General features: G+C 69.7%; 3 protein-coding genes. All 3 read right to left on the bottom strand.

Going from position 1 to position 19,771, the window contains the following annotated elements; translation table 11 throughout:
* Positions 1–16: 16 nt before the first annotated feature.
* The 3 genes from OZ403_RS22910 to OZ403_RS22900 are packed head-to-tail and all read right to left on the bottom strand — an operon-like array spanning position 17 to position 19,735.
* Positions 17–1,345, bottom strand: a complete 1,329-nt coding sequence (locus OZ403_RS22910) for an MFS transporter (RefSeq protein ID WP_268781733.1) — start codon at positions 1,343–1,345, stop codon at positions 17–19.
* The gene (locus tag OZ403_RS22905; protein ID WP_268781732.1) at positions 1,342–5,502 is read right to left on the bottom strand and encodes a non-ribosomal peptide synthetase; all 4,161 of its coding nucleotides are present in this window, start codon (positions 5,500–5,502) and stop codon (positions 1,342–1,344) included. Before OZ403_RS22905 ends, OZ403_RS22910 begins: the two co-directional genes overlap by 4 nt.
* Complete coding sequence (locus tag OZ403_RS22900; protein ID WP_268781731.1) at positions 5,495–19,735, bottom strand: non-ribosomal peptide synthetase; 14,241 nt, start codon at positions 19,733–19,735, stop codon at positions 5,495–5,497. Before OZ403_RS22900 ends, OZ403_RS22905 begins: the two co-directional genes overlap by 8 nt.
* Positions 19,736–19,771: the final 36 nt, after the last annotated feature.

The raw sequence follows: 19,771 nt of genomic DNA, 5'->3' as shown, positions 1-19,771 counted from the left end.
GGGAAGAGGGGAGGGTTCAGGGGCTCGCCGCGGGTTCGGCGGAAGGCGCGTCCTGAGGGGGCGCCTCCAGCTCACGCAGCGGGCGGTAGAGCGTGGACAGCAGCGTCATGAGGACCGCCAGCACGCCCGCGATGAGGAACATCAAGGCGATGCCTCGGCCCGGGCCCTCGCCGACGAACGCACCCAGCAGGGGGACGAGCTTTCCTCCCGAGGCCATGGCGGGTTCGAAGGCGTGGTCCGCCAGGGGGCCGGCGATGGTGTACGCCAGCGGCAACATGGCCCCGGTGATGGTGCTGGTGAAAGCGAAGACACGGCCGCGCAGCGCCAGGGGCACGATGCGCTGGAGGAGCGTCTGGCTGGAGCCGTTGATGATGGGGAGGCCGAAGAAGAACGCGAAGGCGACACCGGCCAGCACGGGAACGGAGGTGGCCAGCCCGACGCAGATGAGCGCGAGTCCACAGGTGAGCTGGAACCCGAGCAAGCCATTCACCAGTCGCTTGGGGCCACCCCAGGCGCTGATGACCAGGCTGCCCGCCAACATGCCCACGCCACCCGCGGTGGTGAGCGCGCCCAGGGTGCGCACGTCCGCGAAGGACAAGACCAGCGGCGTGACGAGGACCTCGACCGTGCCGGTCAGGAAGTTGCTGGCCGCGAGGAAGCCAATGAGCGCGAGGAGTCCTGGGGTGGCGCGCAGGTAGGCACCGCCAGCCCGAATCGCCTCGAACAGCGGCACCCGCTCCTCGCCGGAAGACGACACGAGGTGCTCCCGGGGGATTCGCGCCAGGAGCATGGGCAGCGCGCCGAGCACGAGCGTCGTCGCGTCGATTAGCAGGATGCCCTTGAGTTCAATCAGCTCCATCAGGGTGGCGCTCAACATGGGGGCCACCAACTGGGAGAATGCGAGCCCGACCTGCACCAGTCCGTTGGCCCGTCCCAGGTGCTGCTGTGGCACCACCGTGGAGACGAGCACGGCGAAGGCCGGCTGCTGGAACGCGCTGGCCGACGACACCACGGCGGTCGTGACGTATGCGTGCCAGGGCTGGAGCAAGCCATTGAACAGCAACAGCGCCAGCACGAGGCTCGACAGGCCGGCGGCCGCGTCGCTGAGCACCAGCACCCAGCGGCGGTTCCAGCGGTCCACGAGCGCTCCGGCCACCGGCCCGAGCAGGATGGCGGGCAGCGTCGCGGAGAGCATGACCAGCGCGTACTGCGTCACGTCGCCCGTCGTCTTGTACGTCCAGACGCCGAGCGCGAAGCTCGTCAGCCCCGAGCCCAGCAGTGACAGGACCTGTCCCAGCCAGATGACGACGGCGGACTTCATGGGGAAGGACGGCGGCGCCGTCATCGAATGGCTCCGGCTCGGAAGAGGCCCTGGCGCACGTGCTCCGCCAGCACCTGGACGTGCGGCGCGGCCAGCATCGTCATGTGGTCTCCCGGCACCGTCACGGGCGTGACGGCCGTGGAGGCGTGGCGGCCCCAGCCCCAGCTCGGGTCGTCCGTGAAGGACTCGGGGACGATGCCGTCTTCCTCGTGCCGCTCCTGGGCCCGGAAGAGGGCGACAGGAATGGGGAGCGTGTCCCGGGGGACGTAGTCAATCTCGTACGCGGCCTTGTAGACCTCGATGAAGCCCTGGACCTGCTGGCTGTCCGCGCCGTCGGGGAGGAGGCCCGCCTGGACCAGCCTGCGCGTCAGGTGCTCATGGCGCGCTTCGGGGGACAGCGGTCGGAGTGTCTCGGCGGAGATGCCCAGGTCCACGCCATAGAGACGGCCCGCCGTGCTCGCGACGGAGGCCATCCAGTCCGCGTCGTCGAACGGGGGCGCCTCGCTCGGCGGTGCTTCGTTCACGGGGACGGTGGTGTTGAGGATGCCCAGGAATGCAATCGATTCGCCCTGCTTCCGGAGCTGCTGCGCCATCTCGAAGGCGACCCAGCTGCCGAAGGAGTGGCCCAGCAGGTGGTACGGCCCCTGGGGCTGTACCTGCTTGAGTGCTTCGACGTAGCACGCGGCCATCTCCTCGACGGAGCGGTGCGGCTCCGCGCGTCCATCGAGCCCGCGTGCCTGGAAGGCATGCACCGGCAGGGTGGGGCCCAGCGCCTGGGCCAGCTCGCGGAGGTAGACGGCGTTGCCACCGGCGCCCGGGACGCAGAACAGGGCGGGGCGTTCGGCTCCCGGCTGGAGCGTCACCAGCGGCGACCACGGCGCGGGCGAGGCCTCTTCGTGAAGCGCCTTGGCGAGCTGCTCCAACGCGGGGTTCTGGAAGAGGGCCGACAGCGGAAGGGCGCGGCCGAACTGCTCGCGGATGCGCACCATCAGCCGGACGGCCAGGAGTGAATGGCCTCCCTGGTCGAAGAAGTTGTCGTGCACGCCAATGGGGCGCACTGCCAGCAACTCCTCCCAGATGGCGGCGAGCCGGGTCTCCACCTCGTCGCGCGGGGCGACGAAGCCGTCCTGCGCGTCGCGGCGGACGCTCTCCGGCGCGGGCAGGGCCTTGCGGTCCACCTTGCCGTTGGGGGTCAGCGGGAAGGCGGCCAGGATGACGAAGGCGGCGGGCACCATGTACGGCGGCAGGTGCTTCTTGAGGTGCTGCCGCAAGTCATCGGCCGTGGCCACGTCGGGTGCCGTGAGCGTGAGGTAGGCGACGAGCTGCTTGTTGCCCGCGTCCTCGTAGACGAGCAGCTCCACGCCCTGGACCGCGGAGTGCTCCAGCAGCTTCGCCTTGATTTCATCCAGCTCGATGCGGTGGCCGCGAATCTTCACCTGCGTGTCGTTGCGGCCGATGAATGCGAGGGTGCCGTCCTCCGTGTAGCGGGCCAGGTCGCCTGTGCGGTACAGGCGCGCGCCCGGTGTGGCGCTGAACGGATTGGGCACGAAGCGCTCGGCGGTCAGGTTCGCCTGGCCCCAGTAGCCACGCGCGAGCCCGTCGCCGCCCACGAAGAGCTCCCCTGGAATGCCGATGGGCACTGGCTGCATCGCGCTGTCCAGCAGATACATCTGCGAGTTGGCGAAGGGCCGGCCAATGGGGACGATCTGCTCGCTGGGAGTGGGCTCCGGCTGTTCGAAGTACGTGCTGTCGATGGTGGCTTCGCTCAGGCCGTAGGAACTCACCAGCCGCGTGTCCGGGCCGCACAGGCCGCGGAGCTGGTGGTACTCGCGCATGTCCCAGGTGTCCGAGCCGACGATGAGCAGGCGCATGACGTCCAGCCGGAGCTGGTGCTCCTGGAGGTACCCCATCAGCAGCCGGACCACGGCGGGGACGAACTCGCCGCTGTCCACCTGCTCGCGCTGCATCAAGCCGTAGAGCTTTTCGGGCTCGAGCAGCCATTCGCGCGGGCAGAGGACCAACGTCTTCCCCGAACCGAGCGCCCGGGCGAGGTCGCCGGAGAACACGTCGAAGGAGAAGCTCGCCATCTGCAGGTGGGCGCGCAGCTCCGGCAGCCGGTAATCGCGCTCCCAGGCGAGGTAGGCGTTGGCGAAGCTCTGGTGCGAAATCATCACGCCCTTGGGGCGGCCCGTGGAGCCTGACGTGTAGACGACGTAGGCGAGGTGCTCGGGGCTCGCGCCGCCTTCAGGCGTCGTCGTGGGCATCGCGGCGATGGTGTCCGCGTCCGTGTCGATGGCCACCACGAGTGGCAGCGGCGCGGACAGGAGGGACGCCAGTCCCTGGCGGGTGATGAGCACCGCGGGCCGGCTGTCCGCGAGCATCAACGCCGTGCGCTCCGGCGGATACGACGGGTCCAGCGGCACGTAGGCGCCGCCCGCCTTGAGAACGGCGAGCACCGCGACCACCATGTCCACGGAGCGGTCCAGGAAGACGCCGGTGATTCGCTCGGGGCCCACTCCCACGGAGCGCAGGTGGTGCGCCAGTTGGTTGGCCTTCGCGTTCAGCTGCGCGTAGGTGAGCCGGCGCTCGGGGTCGGCGACGGCGATGGCGTCGGGTGTGCGCGCTGCGTGCGCCTCAATGAGGTGATGGAGGCAGGTGCCCGGCGGCACGTCGAGCCGGGCCTGGTTCCAATCCCGCAAGATGCGCTGACGCTCATTCGCCGGGAGCACCGGCAGCTCGATGAGCCGCTGGGCCGGGTTCGCGGCGATGCCCGCGAGCAGCGTCTGGAAGTGGGCGACCATCCGCTCGACGGTGGAGGCGTCGAAGAGGTCCCGGTTGTATTCCCAGATGCCTTGCAGGCCACCGGCCTCCTCGGAGAACCACAGCGTCAGGTCGAACTGCGCGAAGGCTTCACCTGAGACGCTGAATGACTCCATCCGGAGCGCGCCCAGCTCGGCTGGCGGCGTGGGCGTGTTCTGGAGCACCAGCATCACCTGGAAGAAGGGGGAGTGGCTGGTGTCGCGCGACGGCGCCAGCTCCTCCAGCAGCTTCTCGAAGGGGATGTCCTGGTGCCCGTAGGCGCCCAGCGTCACGTCCACCACGCGCCGCAGCAGCTCCCGGAAGGTGGGATTGCCTTCGAGCTCCGTGCGCATGACGAGCGTGTTGAGGAAGAAGCCGATGAGGGGCTCCACCTCCGTCCGGTTCCGGTTCGCGATGTACGTGCCGACGCTGATGCGCGGCTCGCGCGTGTAGCGGTGGAGCAGCGTCTGGATCGCCGCCAGCAGCACCATGTAGAGCGACGCCTTCTCCTGTGTCCCCAGCGTCTTCAGTTGCTGGGCCACCGCCGGGTCCACCTGGAAGCTCCGCTTGCCGCCCGCGTAGGTGCGCACGCGCGGGCGCGGCCTGTCGGTGGGCAGCTTGAGCGCGCTCTCGCTCCCTTCGAGCTGCTGGCGCCAGTAGTCGAGCTGCGACGCCAGCACGTCGCCCTGCATCCATTGCTGCTGCCATGCCGCGAAGTCCGCGTACTGGAGCGGGAGCTCCGGCAGCGGTGACGGCTTGTCCTGAGAGAAGGCGGCATAAAGCGCCGTCAGCTCCTGGACGAAGATGCCGGTGGACCAGCCATCCGACACGATGTGGTGCACGACGAGCAGGAGGACATGGTCCTCGTCGCCCATGCGCACCAGCTTCGCGTGGAGCAGCGGCCCCACCGCGAGGTCGAAGGACGTCCCCGCGAGTTGGAGCGCCAGTTCCTCGCACAGGGGCTCGCGCTTGGGGCCTGGCAGGTAGCTCAGGTCCAGCACGCCCAGCGACAGCATCAGCTCCGGGAGGATGCGCTGCTGGGGTTCGCCGTCCTTCGCGACGAAGGTCGTGCGCAGCACCTCATGGCGCCGGATGACCTCGTTCAGCGCACGCTCCAGGGATGGGACGTGGAGCGGTCCGGTGAGGCGTACGAACTCCGGGATGTTGTAGGCGGGCGTCCCTGGCTCGAACTGGTCCAGGAACCAGAGTCGGCGCTGCGGGAAGGAGAGCGGCAGCGGCTGCTCCCGTGAGACGCGCGGGATGCCGGGCGTGCGTGCCTCTTCCTTCGGCGCGGCGACCACGTTCTGCTGTCGCAGCTTCTTGAGCACCGCCTCGCGCTTCTCCGGGGAGAGGCCCGCGAGCTTCTTGAGCAGGTCACTCATTCGTCCCCTCCAGGAGCTTTTCCAGGTCCGCGTCCGACAGGTCGCCGACTTCCTCCATGGCGGAGGCAAGCGCGGCTTCGTCCACGCCTTCCAACTGCGCGAGCACCACCTGCTCGGCCATCCCTGCGATGGTGGGGTGCTCGAAGAGGGCGCGCAGCGGCAGCGTCACCTGAAACATCGCGTTGGTGCGCGAGATGATCTGCGTGGCCAGCAGCGAGTGCCCGCCCACGTCGAAGAAGTCGTCCGTGACGCCCAGCGACGTCTGGCCCAGCACGTCCTTCCAGAGCGTGAGCAGGCTCGCCTCCGTCTCCGAGCGGGGCTCGACCAGCCGCTGCTCGCCCGTGCGCTGAGCCGCGTCCGGCGCCGGGAAGGCCTTGCGGTCCACCTTGCCGTTCGGGCTGAGGGGGATGGCCTCCAGGCGCACGAAGACGGCCGGCACCATGTAGTCGGGCAGTCTCTCTCTGAGGTGGTCGCGGAGCACCGCCGTGTCGCGGATGTCCGCGCCCACCACGTAGGCGACGAGCCGGCGGGGCGTCCCCGGGTCCTCGCGCAGCAGCACCACCGCGCTCTGGACGGCCGGGTGCTTGCCGAGCGCGGACTCGATTTCGCCCAGCTCGACGCGGAAGCCGCGCAACTTCACCTGCGTGTCCGCCCGGCCGAGGAACTCCAGGTCGCCGCCCGGCAGGTACCGCGCCCGGTCTCCCGTGCGGTAGAGTCGCGCGCCGGGCTCGGTCGCGAACGGGTCGGGGACGAAGCGCTCCGCGGTCAGGTCGGGACGGTGGCAGTAGCCGCGCGCCACGCCCTCGCCGCCGATGAAGAGCTCACCCGCGATGCCGGCCGGCACCGGCTGTTGGTGCGTGTCCAGCACGTAGAGCCGGTTGTTGGCGAAGGGACGGCCGATGGGGACCAGTTGCGTGTCGCCGGGGCCCAGGTCGCCGCTTTCGAACCACGTGCTGTCGATGGTCGCTTCGCTGACGCCATACGAGTTGATGAGTCGCGTGTCGTCGCCAATGACGGCCTGGAGCCGGTGGTACTCGTTCACGTACCAGGCGTCGGAACCGGCCACGAGCACGCGCATGAAGTCCAGCGACTGGCCCGTCTCCTCCAGGTGCTGGAGCAGTCCGCGCAGCACGGCCGGGACGAACTCGGCGCAGTCCACGGCATGTTCCTTCATCAGCGCGAGCAGGCGGGGCGGTTCGAGCAGCCACTCACGCGGGCAGAGCACCAGCTTGCCGCCCGAGCACAGCGCTCGAGACAGGTCGCCCGCGAACACGTCGAAGGAGAAGCTGGCCATCTGCAGGTGGCTGCGGCAGTGCTCCCGCAGTCCGTAGCTCCGCTCCCAGCCGAGGTACGCGTTGGTCCAGCTCCGGTGGGAGATCATCACGCCCTTGGGCGTGCCCGTGGAGCCGGAGGTGAAGACGACGTACGCCAGGCTGTCCAGCGTGGTGAGCCGCGTCGGAGCTTGAGTGGGCAGCGCGGCGCGTGCCGGTGCCTCCGTGTCCAGCAGGTAGAGGGACACAGAGGGGTTGACGAAGGTCTCCACCAGGGACTGCTGGGTGAGCAGCAGGGAGAGCCGGGCCTCGGAGGCCATGTGGGCCAGCCGTTCGGCCGGGTAGGTGGGGTCGAGCGGGACGTAGGCGCCGCCCGCCTTGAGGATGCCCAGCAGCGCCACCAGCAGCTCCGGCGTCCGCTCCAGGCACACGCCCACCAGCACCTCGGGGCCAATGCCCCGGGCGCGCAGGTGGTGCGCGAGCTGGTTCGCCTTCGCGTCGAGCTGCCCGTACGTCAGCGAGCCCGCCTCCGGCGCGACCACGGCGACAGCGTCCGGCGACCGCAGCGCCTGCGCCTCGAAGAGCTCGTGGAGGCACGCGTCCAATCCAGGGACGTGCGTGTCGTTCCAGTCGAACAGCACCTCGCGACGGGCCTCCTGCGTGAGCAGTGACAGCTCCCACAGGTGCTTGTCCTCCGCGTCGAGGATGCCCACCAGGACCGTCTGGAGCTGCTCCAGCAGCCGCTCCATGGCCTCCACGCTGAGTCGCGGGGACTCGAAGTCCAGGTTCAGCATCAACTCCTTGTCCGCATGGGCGGAGAGCGTCAGCGGGTAGTTGGTGCGCTCCTGGGCGGTGACGTCGCGCACCTCCAGCGCGCCCGCGCCTTGCCGCACCGAGTCCTCCACGGGGTAGTTCTCGAAGACGACGAGGCTCTCGAAGAGCGGGGTGCCACGCGGCACGGGGCTCCAGCCCTGGACCTTCACCAGCGGCGCGTACTCGAACGGAGCCCGCTCCACCTGCCACGCCTGGAGCGCCTTCAGCCAGTCCACCACCTTGCTCTGGGCCGGCAGCGACACGCGGGCCGGCAGCGTGTTGATGAACAGACCCACCATCTGCTCCACGCCCGGGAGCTCCGGCGGACGGCCCGCGACGGTGACGCCGAAGACGACGTCGTCCTGTCCCGCGTGACGTCCGAGCACCAGGGCCCAGGCCGCCTGGACCAGCGTGCTGAGTGTCACCTGGTGACGCCGTGAGAAGGCGCGGAGCTGCTCCGTCACCTCGGCGGCAAGGTGGACCTTGCGCTCGCCCATGACCTGCGCCGCGGTGCGCGCCTGGCCTCCCGTCTCACCGGGAAGGGGCGTGGGTTCGCCGAAGCCCCGCAGTGCCTGCTTCCACCAGGACTCCGCCTGCGAAATCTCCCGGCCCTGGAGCCAGGCGATGTAGTCGCGGAACACAGGCGGCTGTTCCAGACGCACCGGCTGCTGACGGAGCTGCGCGTCGTAGATGGCCAGCATCTCATTGAGGACGCGGCCCACGCTCCACCCGTCGAGCAACAGGTGGTGGAAGCTCCACACCACGCGCCATGTCCGAACACCCAGGCGCAGGACCCCCATGCGCATCAGCGGCGCCTGCTTCAGGTTGAAACCCCGCGCACGGTCCGCGTCCATCCAGGCCGACAGCCGGGTCTGCTGCTCCGGCTCGGACAGGTGGCTCCAGTCCTGCTCTTCCCAAGGCAGCACGGCCTTGCGCTTCACGAGTTGGAGCGGCGCTTCCAGTTCCTCGCCCACGAAGCAGGTGCGGAGGATGGGGTAGCGCGCCATCACCTGCTGCCAGGCTTCGCGCAGGGCCTCGCGGTTGAGGTCCGCGTCCAGCGTCCACGCCGCACGCTCGAAGTACATCCCCGAGTCCGGGTCGAGCATGGCGTGGAAGAGCATGCCCTGCTGCATGGGCGACAGCGGGTAGAGGTCCTCCACCTCCGGGTGTGACTGCATCAGGCCGTTCAGCGTGGCCTGCGTCACCTTCGCCAGCGGGAAGTCCACGGGGGAGAACCGCGCCGCGTCCGCGCCGCGCCGCTGGTCCACCAGCGCCCGGAGCGCGTGGAGGTAGCCCTGGGCCAGTGCGCCCACTGTGGTGCGCCGGTGCAGCGCCTCGCTGTAGGTGAAGGACACCTCCAGCTTGCCGCCAAGTACGTGCGCATTCACCTCCAGCACCTGCCGTCGCTGGCCGAGCGCCCCCTGCTGCGCGCCGAAGGGCTCGTCCGCGGGCGCCAGCAGCGACGAGGTAGGCAGCGCCGAGTCGAGCTGGCCCAGGTAGTTGAAGGCCACCGGCGCTTCCGGCTGCGCACGGAGCCGGGTGCCTCGCTCGTCCTGGCGCAGGTAGCGCACGAGGCCGTAACCCAGGCCCTTGCGCGGCACGTGCCGCAACGAATCACGCACAGCGCGGAGTTCGTCACCCACGCTGCCATCCCGAGGCAACTCCAGCGTCACCGGGTAGGCGCTGGTGAACCAGCCCACGGTGCGGCTCAGGTCCACGCCGTCGAACAGGTCCTCGCGGCCATGGCCTTCCAACTGGACGCGCAGTCGACGCTGTCCCGTCCAGGTGGAGAGCGCCTGCGCGAGCGCCGTCAGCAGCACCTCGTCGATGCGGGCGCGCCAGGCTGTCGGCACCTCCTGAAGCAGCAGCCGGGTCTCCTCGGCCTCCAGCGCCACCGTCAGCGTGCGCGCGGACGCCAGGGTGTTGTCACCGTCCGCTGTGTCCACGGGGAGCGGCGCCGTGTCTTCACCCTGGCTCAGCCAATAGTCGGCTTCGTGTTCCAGCTCCACGCTGGCCGCGAAGGACTCCAGGCGGCGAGCCCAGGCCTGGAAGGACGTCGTCTTCGGAGGCAGCGCCACCGGCTGGCCCTGGCTGAGCTGCTGGCACGCCGTCTCCAGGTCCATGAGCAGCACGCGCCAGGACACGGCATCCACCGCGAGGTGGTGGATGCCGAGCAGCAACCGGTCGCCACGCTGCGGACCCAGGTGGAAGCGCACTGCCACCACCAGCGGAGCCTCCTCCAGCCGGAAGCCCGCCTGTGCCTGCTGGCCTTCTTCCTCCAATGCGGCGCGCTGCGCGGCCTCGTCCAATCCGGACAGGTCCACCTCGCGCAGCGTCACGGTGCTGTCGAGGCCCAGGCTCTCCTGACGCCAACCGTCGGTGGTCCGCTCGAAGCGCAGGCGGAGCGCGTCGTGGTGCGCGACCAGGGCCCGCAGCGCGTCCTGGAGCACGGACGCGGCGACGGGCTGACGCAGTCCCAGCAGCAGCGATTGGTTGTAGTGATGGAGGTGCGGGAGCTGCCACTCGAAGAACCAGTGCTGGATGGGCGTGAGCGGGACGGCGCCCGTCACCGGGCCCTGCTCGCTCTCCACGACCTGGGCCTGACCCACGTGCGGGGCCAGGGCGGCGATGGTCTGGTACTGGAAGAACTGACGAGGGCTGATGTGCAGCCCGGCCTCCAGTGCCCGCGCGATGACCTGGATGCTGATGATGGAGTCGCCGCCCAGCTCGAAGAAGTTGTCGTGGATGCTGACGCGTTCGCGGGACAGCACCTTCGCCCAGATGTCCGCGAGCGCTTGCTCCACCGGGTTGCGGGGCGCGACGTGGACGTGCTCGCGCTTCACCTGCTCCTGCGCGAGCGAGGGCAGGGCCTTGCGGTCCACCTTGCCGCTGGACGTCAGCGGCATGGCCTTCAGCATGATGAAGGCGGACGGCACCATGTACTCGGGCAGGCGTGATTCCAGGGCCCGGCGCAGGGCGTCCTGTTCGGGCGGCTGCTCCACATCGTCGGCGACGATGTAGGCCACCAGTTGCTTGCGGCCCGGTGCCTCCTCCCGCACCAGCACCGCGGCGTCCTGCACCTCCGGGTGCTCGGCCAGCGCCGCTTCGATTTCGCCCAGCTCGATGCGGAAGCCGCGCAGCTTCACCTGGTGGTCCAGGCGGCCCAGGAACTCCAGTCGCCCTTCGGCCAGCCACCGCACCCGGTCACCCGTCCGGTACAGCCGTCCTCCGGGCTCCACAGCGAACGGGTCCGGCACGAAGCGCTCGGCGCTCAGGTCCGGCCGGCCCAGGTAGCCGCGAGCGACGCCCACGCCACCGATGAACAGCTCACCCGGCACGCCCACCGGCACCGGCTGCATCTGGCCATCCAGCACGTAGAGCCGGACGTTGGCCCACGCACGGCCGATGCCCAGCCGGTCGGGGTCGACCGACTCGTCCACCGACGCGCAGATGGTCGCCTCGGTGGGGCCGTACGCGTTGATGAAGCGGCAGGACTTCAGCCACCGGCGCGCCAGCTCCGGCGAGCAGGCCTCGCCCGCGGAGACGACGGACTCCAGCTTCGGCAACGTCTCCGGCTCCAGCTGCGCCAGCACCGACGGCGTCAGCGTGACGCCCGTGATTTCCTGCGCGGCGAGCAGGCCCTGGAGCGGCGCGCCAGGCATGATGGCGTCCCGGGGGGCGAGGCAGAGCTGCGCGCCCGCGAGCAGCGTGGAGAACACCTCGCAAACCGAGGCATCGAAGCCGAAGGCGGCGAACTGAAGCACGCGGCTCTTCTCGTGGACGCGGTGGGCCTGGATGGCGGCCAGCGCCGTGTTGCACAGGCCCCGGTGGGGCAGCAGCGTGCCCTTGGGCCGGCCCGTCGAGCCCGACGTGAAGATGATGTACGCGAGGTTGTCCTCGGACATCTCCACCGCGGGCGGCGTCTGCGGCTGACTGGCGATGAGCGGCCAGTCCGTGTCCAGGCAGACCAGCAGCCCTAGCGCGGGGAGCTCATCCGCCAGGTGCTCCTGCGTGACGAGCACCGGGATGGCCGCGTCACGCATCATCAGCGTCAGCCGGTCCACCGGATAGGACGGGTCCAGCGGCAGCCACGCGCCCCCGGCCTTGAGGATGCCGAGGATTCCCACCACCAGCTCCAGCGAGCGGTCCACGCACAGGCCCACGCGGACCTCGGGCCCCACGCCGGACGTCTTCAGGTGCCAGGCGAGCTGATTCGCCCGCGCGTCCAGCTCGCGGTAGGTGAGTTGCTGTCCCTCGAAGGACACGGCCACCGCGTCTGGCGTCCGCGCCGCCTGCTGCTCGAAGAGGTGATGCGCGCAGAGGCCCGGACTTCGGGGCGTGGCGGTGTCGTTCCACGCCAGCAGCGACTGCTGACGCTCCGGCTGGGACAGCAGCGGGAGGCGGGAGACGCGCTCGTCTGGCACGGCCATGGCGCCCAGGAGCAGCTCACGCAGGTTGCCCATCATCCGGTCGATGGTGGCCGCGTCGAACAGGTCGGTGCTGTACTCGCACAGGCACTCCAGGCCCTGCTCGGTCTCCGTGGCCACCCACGTCATGTCGAACTTGGCGGCGCCGGTGGTGCTGGTCTCCTCGCTCAGCGTCAGCCCGTCCAGGTGGAGGTCGGAGGATGGCGCGTTCTGGAGGATGAGCTTCACCTGGAACAGCGGCGAGTAGCTGAGGTCGCGCTCCGGGTTGAGCGCCTTCACCAGCTCCTCGAACGGGAGGTCCTGGTGAGCGTAGGCATCGAGCGCCACCCGCCGCGTCTGCGCCAGCAGGGACCGGAAGCTGGGGTCCCCGCTCAGGTCGCCACGCATGACGAGCTGGTTGATGAAGAAGCCGATGAGCCCTTCGGTGCCGGAGCGGTTGCGGTTGGCGATGTCCGTACCGACGACGATGTCCGTCTCGCCGGTGTAGCGGTGCATCAGCGTCTGGAAGGCCGCCATCACCGCCATGAACGGGGTGACGCTCTCCTTCCGGCAGAGCGCCTGCAACGCCTTGGCCGCATCCACGGGCAGCAGCACGCTCCGATGCGTGGCGCCGCGGAAGCTCTGCACCGGAGGCCGTGGACGGTCCGTGGGGAGGTCCAGATGGGGCGGGGCCCCGGCGAGCCGCTGCTTCCAGTAGTCGAGCTGCCGTTCCAACACCGGGCCAGACAGCCACTCCCGCTGCCATCGCGCGTAGTCCGCGTATTGGACGGGGAGCGCGGCCAGCGGCGGAGGCTGGCCCGCGGAGAGGGCGCCGTAGAGCTCGGCGACCTCGCGGACCAGCACGGACAGCGACCAGCCGTCGGCGATGATGTGGTGCAGGGTCAACAGCAGAAGGTGTTCCTGGTCGTCCAACTGGATGAGGCCCATCCGGCAGAGCGGGCCTCGCGTCAGGTCGAAGGGACGGCGGGCCTCTTCGTCGGACAGGCGCCGCGCTTCGACTTCACGGCGCTCGGGCGGAAGGCCGCGCAGGTCGGCAATCTCCACCTTCGGTGTCGCGGGCGGGTGGATGACCTGGACGGGTGTCTGGCCGTTCATCCGGAACGTCGTGCGCAGCGACTCGTGCCGGCGGATGAGCGCCTCCAGGCAGCGCTGCACGGTGTCCGGGTCCAACGCGCCCGTCAGCCGGATGACGGCGGGCATGTTGTAGAAGGGGCTGTCCGGCTCCATCTGGTACAGGAACCAGAGCCGCTGCTGCGCGAAGGACAGTGGCAGCTCGCCATCGCGGGAGTAGGGCTGGAGCGGCGGGGGCGGTGCTTCACCGGCCTGCTGGGCCTGGAGCACCTGGACGCGCTCCGATAGCGTTGCGATGGTGGGCGCCTCGAAGAGCGCGGCGATGGGCAGCTCCACGCCGAAGGCCTCGCGAATCCGCGACACCACGCGCGTGGCCAGCAGCGAGTGGCCTCCCAGGTCGAAGAAGTGGTCGTGGATGCCAGCCCGGTTCGTGCGCAGCACGTCCGCCCAGATGCTGGCCATCAACTCCTCGGTGCCGTTTCGCGGCGCCGCGAGGGACGCGGAGGACAGCAGGCCGTCGGGGACGGGCAGGGCCTTGCGGTCCACCTTGCCATTGGCCGTGAGCGGCAGGGCCTCCAGCGCGACCAGGGCGGCGGGCACCATGTGCTCGGGCAGCCGCTGCTGGAGGAAGGCGCGCAGGCCGGCCGTATCCGCCGCCGTGTTCACGTGCGGGACGACGTAGGCGGCCAGTCGCCGGTCCCCAGGGGCGTCCTCGCGCACGATGACGACCGTGTCCCGCACGGATGTGTGTTGGCGGATGGTGGCTTCGATTTCGCCCAGCTCGATGCGATAGCCGCGCAGCTTCACCTGCCCGTCGCGACGGCCGAGGAACTCCAGCGTGCCGTCCGGCAGGAAGCGGGCCTGGTCGCCAGTGCGGTAGAGCCGCTGTCCCGGCTTCTGGCCGAATGGATCCGGCACGAAGCGCTCGGCGGTGAGGGCAGGGCGGCCCAGGTAGCCGCGCGCCACGCCTGTTCCGCCGATGTAGAGCTCACCCGTGACACCCACGGGCACCAGTTGCATGCGCGCGTCCAGCACGTAGAGCGCCGTGTTGGCGATAGGCCTGCCGATGGGGACGATGCCGTCGGGCAGTTCACCCGCGCTGACGTCGTGGATGGAGCAGCCGACCACCGTCTCCGTGGGGCCGTACTCGTTGATGAGTCGGACCTGGGGCGCGTGCTTCCGCCAGAAGGCCACGGTGGAGGGCGGCAGGGCCTCACCACCCACGACGAAGGTGCCGGTCAGCCTCGACAGTGCATCCGGCGCCATCAGCCCGGACAGCACCTGCAGGTGGGCCGGCGTGAGCTTGACCAGGTCATGCCCCTGCGGCTGCTGAAGCGCGAGCGCAAGCGCTTCCACTTCTCGCCCCGACGGCACCAGGTGGACCGTCGCCCCGGCGAGCAGCGGGGTGAGGAGGCTGGTGATGGTGGCGTCGAACGCGATGGACGTGTGGACCAGCGAGCCCTGGCCCGGCATCACCGCGTAGGCGTCCTGGGCCCACGTCAGGTAGTTGAGCAGACCGCGCTGCGTGAGCAGCGTGCCCTTGGGCAGGCCGGTGGAGCCCGAGGTGTAGATGACGTACGCCAGTGAGTCCCCAGATGCGGTCGAAGCCGGTGCCTCTGTCGGCAACGTCGCCAGCCGGACCGCTTCCTGCTCCACCAGGAGCCGAGGAGCGTTGGCGCCCGCGAACGAGGCCTCATGCCCCTGTGTGGTGAGCAGCACCACGGCGCGCGAATCGGACAGCATGTAGGCCAGTCGCTCAGCGGGGTAGCTCGGGTCCATCGGCAGGTAGGCCGAGCCGGCCTTGAGCGTGGCCAGCAGGCTGGTGACCAGCTCGACGGAGCGGTCCAGGCCCAGCGCCACCACGCACTCCGGGCCCGCGCCCACGGACAGCAGATGATGCGCCAGTTGGTTGGCGCGCGTGTCCAGCTCCCGGTACGTCAGCGTCCGTTCGCCATCGACCACGGCGAGCGCGTCCGGCGTGGCAGCGGCGCGCGCCTCGAATCGGGCCAGGAACGTGGGCTCCACGGGCAGCGCGGCGGCGGTGTCGTTCCACTCCACCAGCATCCGGCGCTGCACGTCGACGGGCAGCGGGCTGGAGGTGTGGTGCGGGGCATCGGCCTCGAAGGCCAGCGCATGGAGGACACGCGCGAAGCACGCGCCAATCTGCTCCACCTGGGCGTGGTCCAGCTCGACGGCGTTGTAGTCAAGCTCCAGCGTGAGCTCTTGCGTGTGCGGCTCGGTCTGGAAGTGGACGGCGAGGGTGACGTTGGTGCCCTCGGAGCGGATGGTGCTCAGCGCCTCCAGCTCCGCGAGCGTGCCCGCGATGTCGTGGAGCACGTGGAAGTGCATGTAGTTGAACATGACTTCGTAGAGCGTCTCGCGGCCCCACTGCCGTTGGATCTCCGCCATGGGGTAGCGGCGGTACGGGTAGAGCGCGCGCTCCGCGTCGAAGGCGGCGCGGACCAGCGACGACCAGCTGCCCGGGGCCAGCTTCAGGCGGAAGGGCACGGTGTTGAGGAAGATGCCGCGCAGCTTCGAGCCATCGCCTTCCTCGGGGCGGCTGTTGACGCCCGTGCCGGTGATGACGTCCTCCTGGCCGCTCAGCACGCTCATCACCTTGAGGTGCGACGCGAGCAGGATGCTCTTGAAGGGGACGCCCGCGGTGCGCGTCAGGGCGTTCAGGCCCTCTCCCACTTCAGGAGAGATGGGTACCTTCACGGTGGCGATGCGCGGCTCGCCCTCCGCCAGTGGACGGCGCCAGCGCGGCACGCGCATGACATTTCCGTCCTGGAGCAGCTCGCGCCAGTAGCGCTGGTGGTCCTCGGACGCGAGGGCCTGCCGCTCCATGGCCACGAAGTCGCGGTAGGTGATGCTCAGCGGCTCGAAGCGCGGCGGCTCCTGGTGGTTCACCAGGGCGTAGTAGTGGTTGAACATCTCCACCAGCGTGGAGTGGAGGCTCCAGCCGTCGATGATGGCGTGGCACTCCGTGAGCGTGAACTGGAAGTCTCGTTCACCACGGATGTGGATGAAGAAGCGCAGCAGCGGCGGGCACGCGAGGTCGAAGTGTTGCTGCTTTTCGTCCTCCAGCAGCTTGCGGACCTCGGCGTCCTGCGCCTCGGTGGACAGGTGGCGGACGTCGGTGACTTCGACGGAGAGCCGGGCCTCGCGGTGCACCAGTTGCAGCGGCTCGTTGTACGACGTCATGTCGAACGCCGTGCGCAGCACGGGCTGGCGTGCCGTCACCACCTGCACGGCCTCCACGAAGCGCGCGGCATCGAACGGTGCCTTCAGGCGCAGATGGAAGCTGTCGGTGTTGTGGTAGATGTTCGAGGTGGGTGCCAGCTCCATGTGGAAGAGCATGCCGGCCTGGATGCGTGCCAGCGGGTAGGCGTCCTCCACGCTTTCGGGCAGCTTCGCCCGGTCCTCGGCGGAGATGAGGCTGAAGGGCTCGGTGCGCGGGAAGACCTCACGCGCCGGCTCGGCCTTCCCGGCGGCCTCCGCGAGCTCCGCCACCGTCTGGTGCTGGAAGAGCTGCTGCAACGAGAAGCGGATGTCCTGCTTCTGCGCCAGCGTGAGCACCTGGATGCTCAGGATGGAGTCGCCTCCCAGTGCGAAGAAGTTGTCGTGGATGCCCACGCGCGGGACTTCCAACACCTGGGCCCAGATGGCGCACAGGGCCTCCTCCACCTTCGTCCGAGGCGCGACGTACTGGTCGGCCAGGTCCGCGCGCGCGCCCTCGGGCTCCGGCAGGGCCTTGCGGTCCACCTTGCCGTTCGCCGTGAGCGGGAAGCGCTCCATCATCATGAAGGCGCTGGGGACCATGTAGTCCGGCAGCTTGCCGAGCAGGTGCTGGCGCAGCTCGTTGACGCTGGGCGGAGGCTGCTCGGACGACGCGACGTAGGCCACCAGGGACTTGTTCCCGGGCGAACTCTCACGCACGAGCACCAGCGCCTCGCGCACCGCCGGGTGCAGACTGAGCACCGTCTGGATTTCGCCCAGCTCGATGCGGAAGCCGCGAATCTTCACCTGGTGGTCGATGCGGCCCAGGTACTCGAGCTGCCCGTCCGCGGTGAAGCGTGCCAGGTCGCCCGTGCGGTAGAGCCGGGCACCGGGCTCGCGGCTGAACGGGTGGGGGACGAAGCGCTCCGCCGTGAGCTGTGGCCGGCCCAGGTAGCCACGCGCCAGGCCCGCGCCACCGACGAAGATTTCACCCGCCACGCCAATGGGCGCCGGCTCCAGCCGTGCGTCCAGCACGTAGAGCTGGAGGTCGGGAATCGCGACGCCAATGGGGCTCTGCTGCGTGCGCTCCGCCTCGGCGGCATCCATGGGACGGTAGGTGACGTGCACCGTCGTCTCGGTGATGCCGTACATGTTGATGAGCCGAGGCTGGGCGTCCCCGTGCTTGCGGAACCAGGGAACGAGGGTGGCCGGCTCCAGGGCCTCGCCGCCGAAGACGACGTAGCGCAGTGACAGGGGCGGCGCCTCCGCGCCCAGGCGCTCCTCGGCTTGGATGAGCTGACGGAAGGCCGCGGGCGTCTGGTTCAGCACCGTGACGCGCTCATCGCTCAGCAAGCGGAAGAAGGCATCCGGCGAGCGCGAGACGAGGTAGGGCACCACCACCACCCGGCCGCCGTAGAGCAGGGCGCCCCAGAGCTCCCAGACGGAGAAGTCGAACGCGTACGAGTGGAACAGCGTCCACGCGTCGTTCTCGTTGAAGTGGAACCAGTGCTCCGTCGCCTCGAACAGGCGCATCACGTTGCCGTGCGGAAGCAGGGAGCCCTTCGGCAGCCCAGTGGAGCCGGAGGTGTAGATGACGTACGCAAGCTGCTCCCGCGTCGTCGCGAGTCCGGGCGCGTGGGTGGGCTGCCGCGCCAGTTCCTCGGCGGCTTCATCCAGGATGAGCAGCTCCGCGCCCTCGGCGGGTAGGCGGTCGATGAGGGGCCGCTGCGTCACCACCAGCGACATCCGGCTGTCCGCCACCATGAAGGCCAGACGGTCCGCAGGATAGGTCGGGTCGAGCGGCACGTAGGCGGCTCCCGCCTTCAGGATGCCGAGGATGCCCACCACCGTGGCCAGGGAGCGCTCCACGCAGAGGCCCACCAACGCCTCAGGCTGGACGCCTCGCGCGAACAGCGCATGGGCCAGCTGGTTTGCCCGCCGGTCCAGCTCCGCGTAGGTGAGGCGCTCTCCATCGGCGACCACGGCGATGGCGTCAGGGCGCTGGCGCACCTGGGCCTCGAAGCGGCCGTGCAGGGTGTCCGTGCCCGGGAAGGACTTCAGCGCGGGCCAGACATCGAGGAGTTGGTGCCGCTCGGGCGACGTGAGCAACGGCAGCGCGTCCAGGCGCAGCTCCGCGTTGGCCGCGACGCCCGCGAGCAGCGTCTGGAAGTGCCCCGCGAAGCGCTCCATGGTCGCGCGGTCGAAGAGGTCACTGTTGTACTCGACGAAGCCGCGCAGGCCGTCCGCGGTCTCCTGGAGGTCCAGCGTCACGTCGAACTTCGACGTGCCCGGTTGCAGGTCCAGTTGCTGGATGGTGACGCCGGGCAGGGCCAGCGCCTGGCCCGCCATTCCCTGGAAGTTGAACGCGGCCTGGAACAGCGGCGTGTAGGCCAGGTTGCGGGCGGGTTGCACCGCCTCCACCAGCTTCTCGAAGGGAATGTCCTGGTGCGCATACGCGCCCAGCGTCGCCTCCCGCACGCGCTGGAGCAGCTCGCGGAAGGACGGGTTGCCGGACAGGTCCGCGCGCAGCACCAGCGTGTTGACGAAGAAGCCGATGAGGCTCTCCGTCTGGACCCGGTTGCGGCTGTTCTGCGGCGCGCCGACCAGGATGTCCGTCTGGTGCGTGTAGCGCGACAGCAAGGCCTGGAACGCGGCCAGCACCGTCATGAAGAGGGTGGCGTTCTCACGCTGGCCCACCTGCAGGAGGGCCTTCACCAGCGCCGTCGGCAGGTGCAGGGGCAGGGCGTCTCCGCGCTGCGTCTGGACGGCCGGGCGCGGATGGTCCGTGGGGAGCTGCAACACGGGCGCGCCCGCGAGCTGCTGCTTCCAGTACGCCACGTGCGCGTCGAGCGCGCCTTCCGTCGCCATCCATTCGCGCTGCCACTCGGCGAAGTCCGCGTACTGGATGGGCAGTTCGGGCAGCTCCGGCTCTCGCTGGGCGATGAACGCGCCGTAGAGCTGCGTCATTTCGTGAATGAGGATGCCCAGCGACGCACCGTCCGAGATGATGTGGTGCATCGTCAGCACCAGGACGTGGTCGGTGTCCGCCAGCCGCAGCAGCCGCGTGCGCAGCAGCGGGCCCTTCATCAGGTCAAAGGGCTGGCGAATCTCCTCGGTGGCGAGCCGCCGCGCTTCCGCCTCCCGCTCGGCCTGCGGCCGTGAAGACAGGTCGGTGACGGTGAAGGACGCGGTGCCTTCGGGCGCGACGACCTGGACGGGCTGGCCCTCTTCCTGCGCGAAGGTGGTGCGGAGCGATTCGTGCCGTTCCACCAGGACGTCGAAGGCGCGCTGGAGCGCGGCCGTATCGAGCGTGCCTCCGAGTCGGACCGCGCCAGCGATGTGGTAGCTCGGGTTCTCCGGCTGCATCAGGTGGAGGAACCACAGCCGCTGCTGCGCGAAGGAGACGGGGAAGACGAAGGATTCAGCGGTCATGTCTGGGTGAGAACCGGCTGGCGGAGATTTGAGGGC

This window comes from Myxococcus sp. NMCA1 (genome assembly GCF_026810205.1).
In the GTDB taxonomy this organism is placed as follows: domain Bacteria; phylum Myxococcota; class Myxococcia; order Myxococcales; family Myxococcaceae; genus Myxococcus; species Myxococcus xanthus_A.
The sequence above is the reverse complement of the archived record's forward strand: the minus strand, read 5'-3'. Positions and strand labels throughout refer to the sequence as shown.

What these genes read in the sequence shown, in the direction of transcription:
- OZ403_RS22910 (WP_268781733.1), bottom strand. Translation starts at nt 1,345, where the DNA reads ATGACGGCGCCGCCGTCCTTCCCCATGAAGTCCGCCGTCGTCATCTGG.
- OZ403_RS22900 (WP_268781731.1), bottom strand. Translation starts at nt 19,735, where the DNA reads ATGACCGCTGAATCCTTCGTCTTCCCCGTCTCCTTCGCGCAGCAGCGG.
- OZ403_RS22905 (WP_268781732.1), bottom strand. Translation starts at nt 5,502, where the DNA reads ATGAGTGACCTGCTCAAGAAGCTCGCGGGCCTCTCCCCGGAGAAGCGC.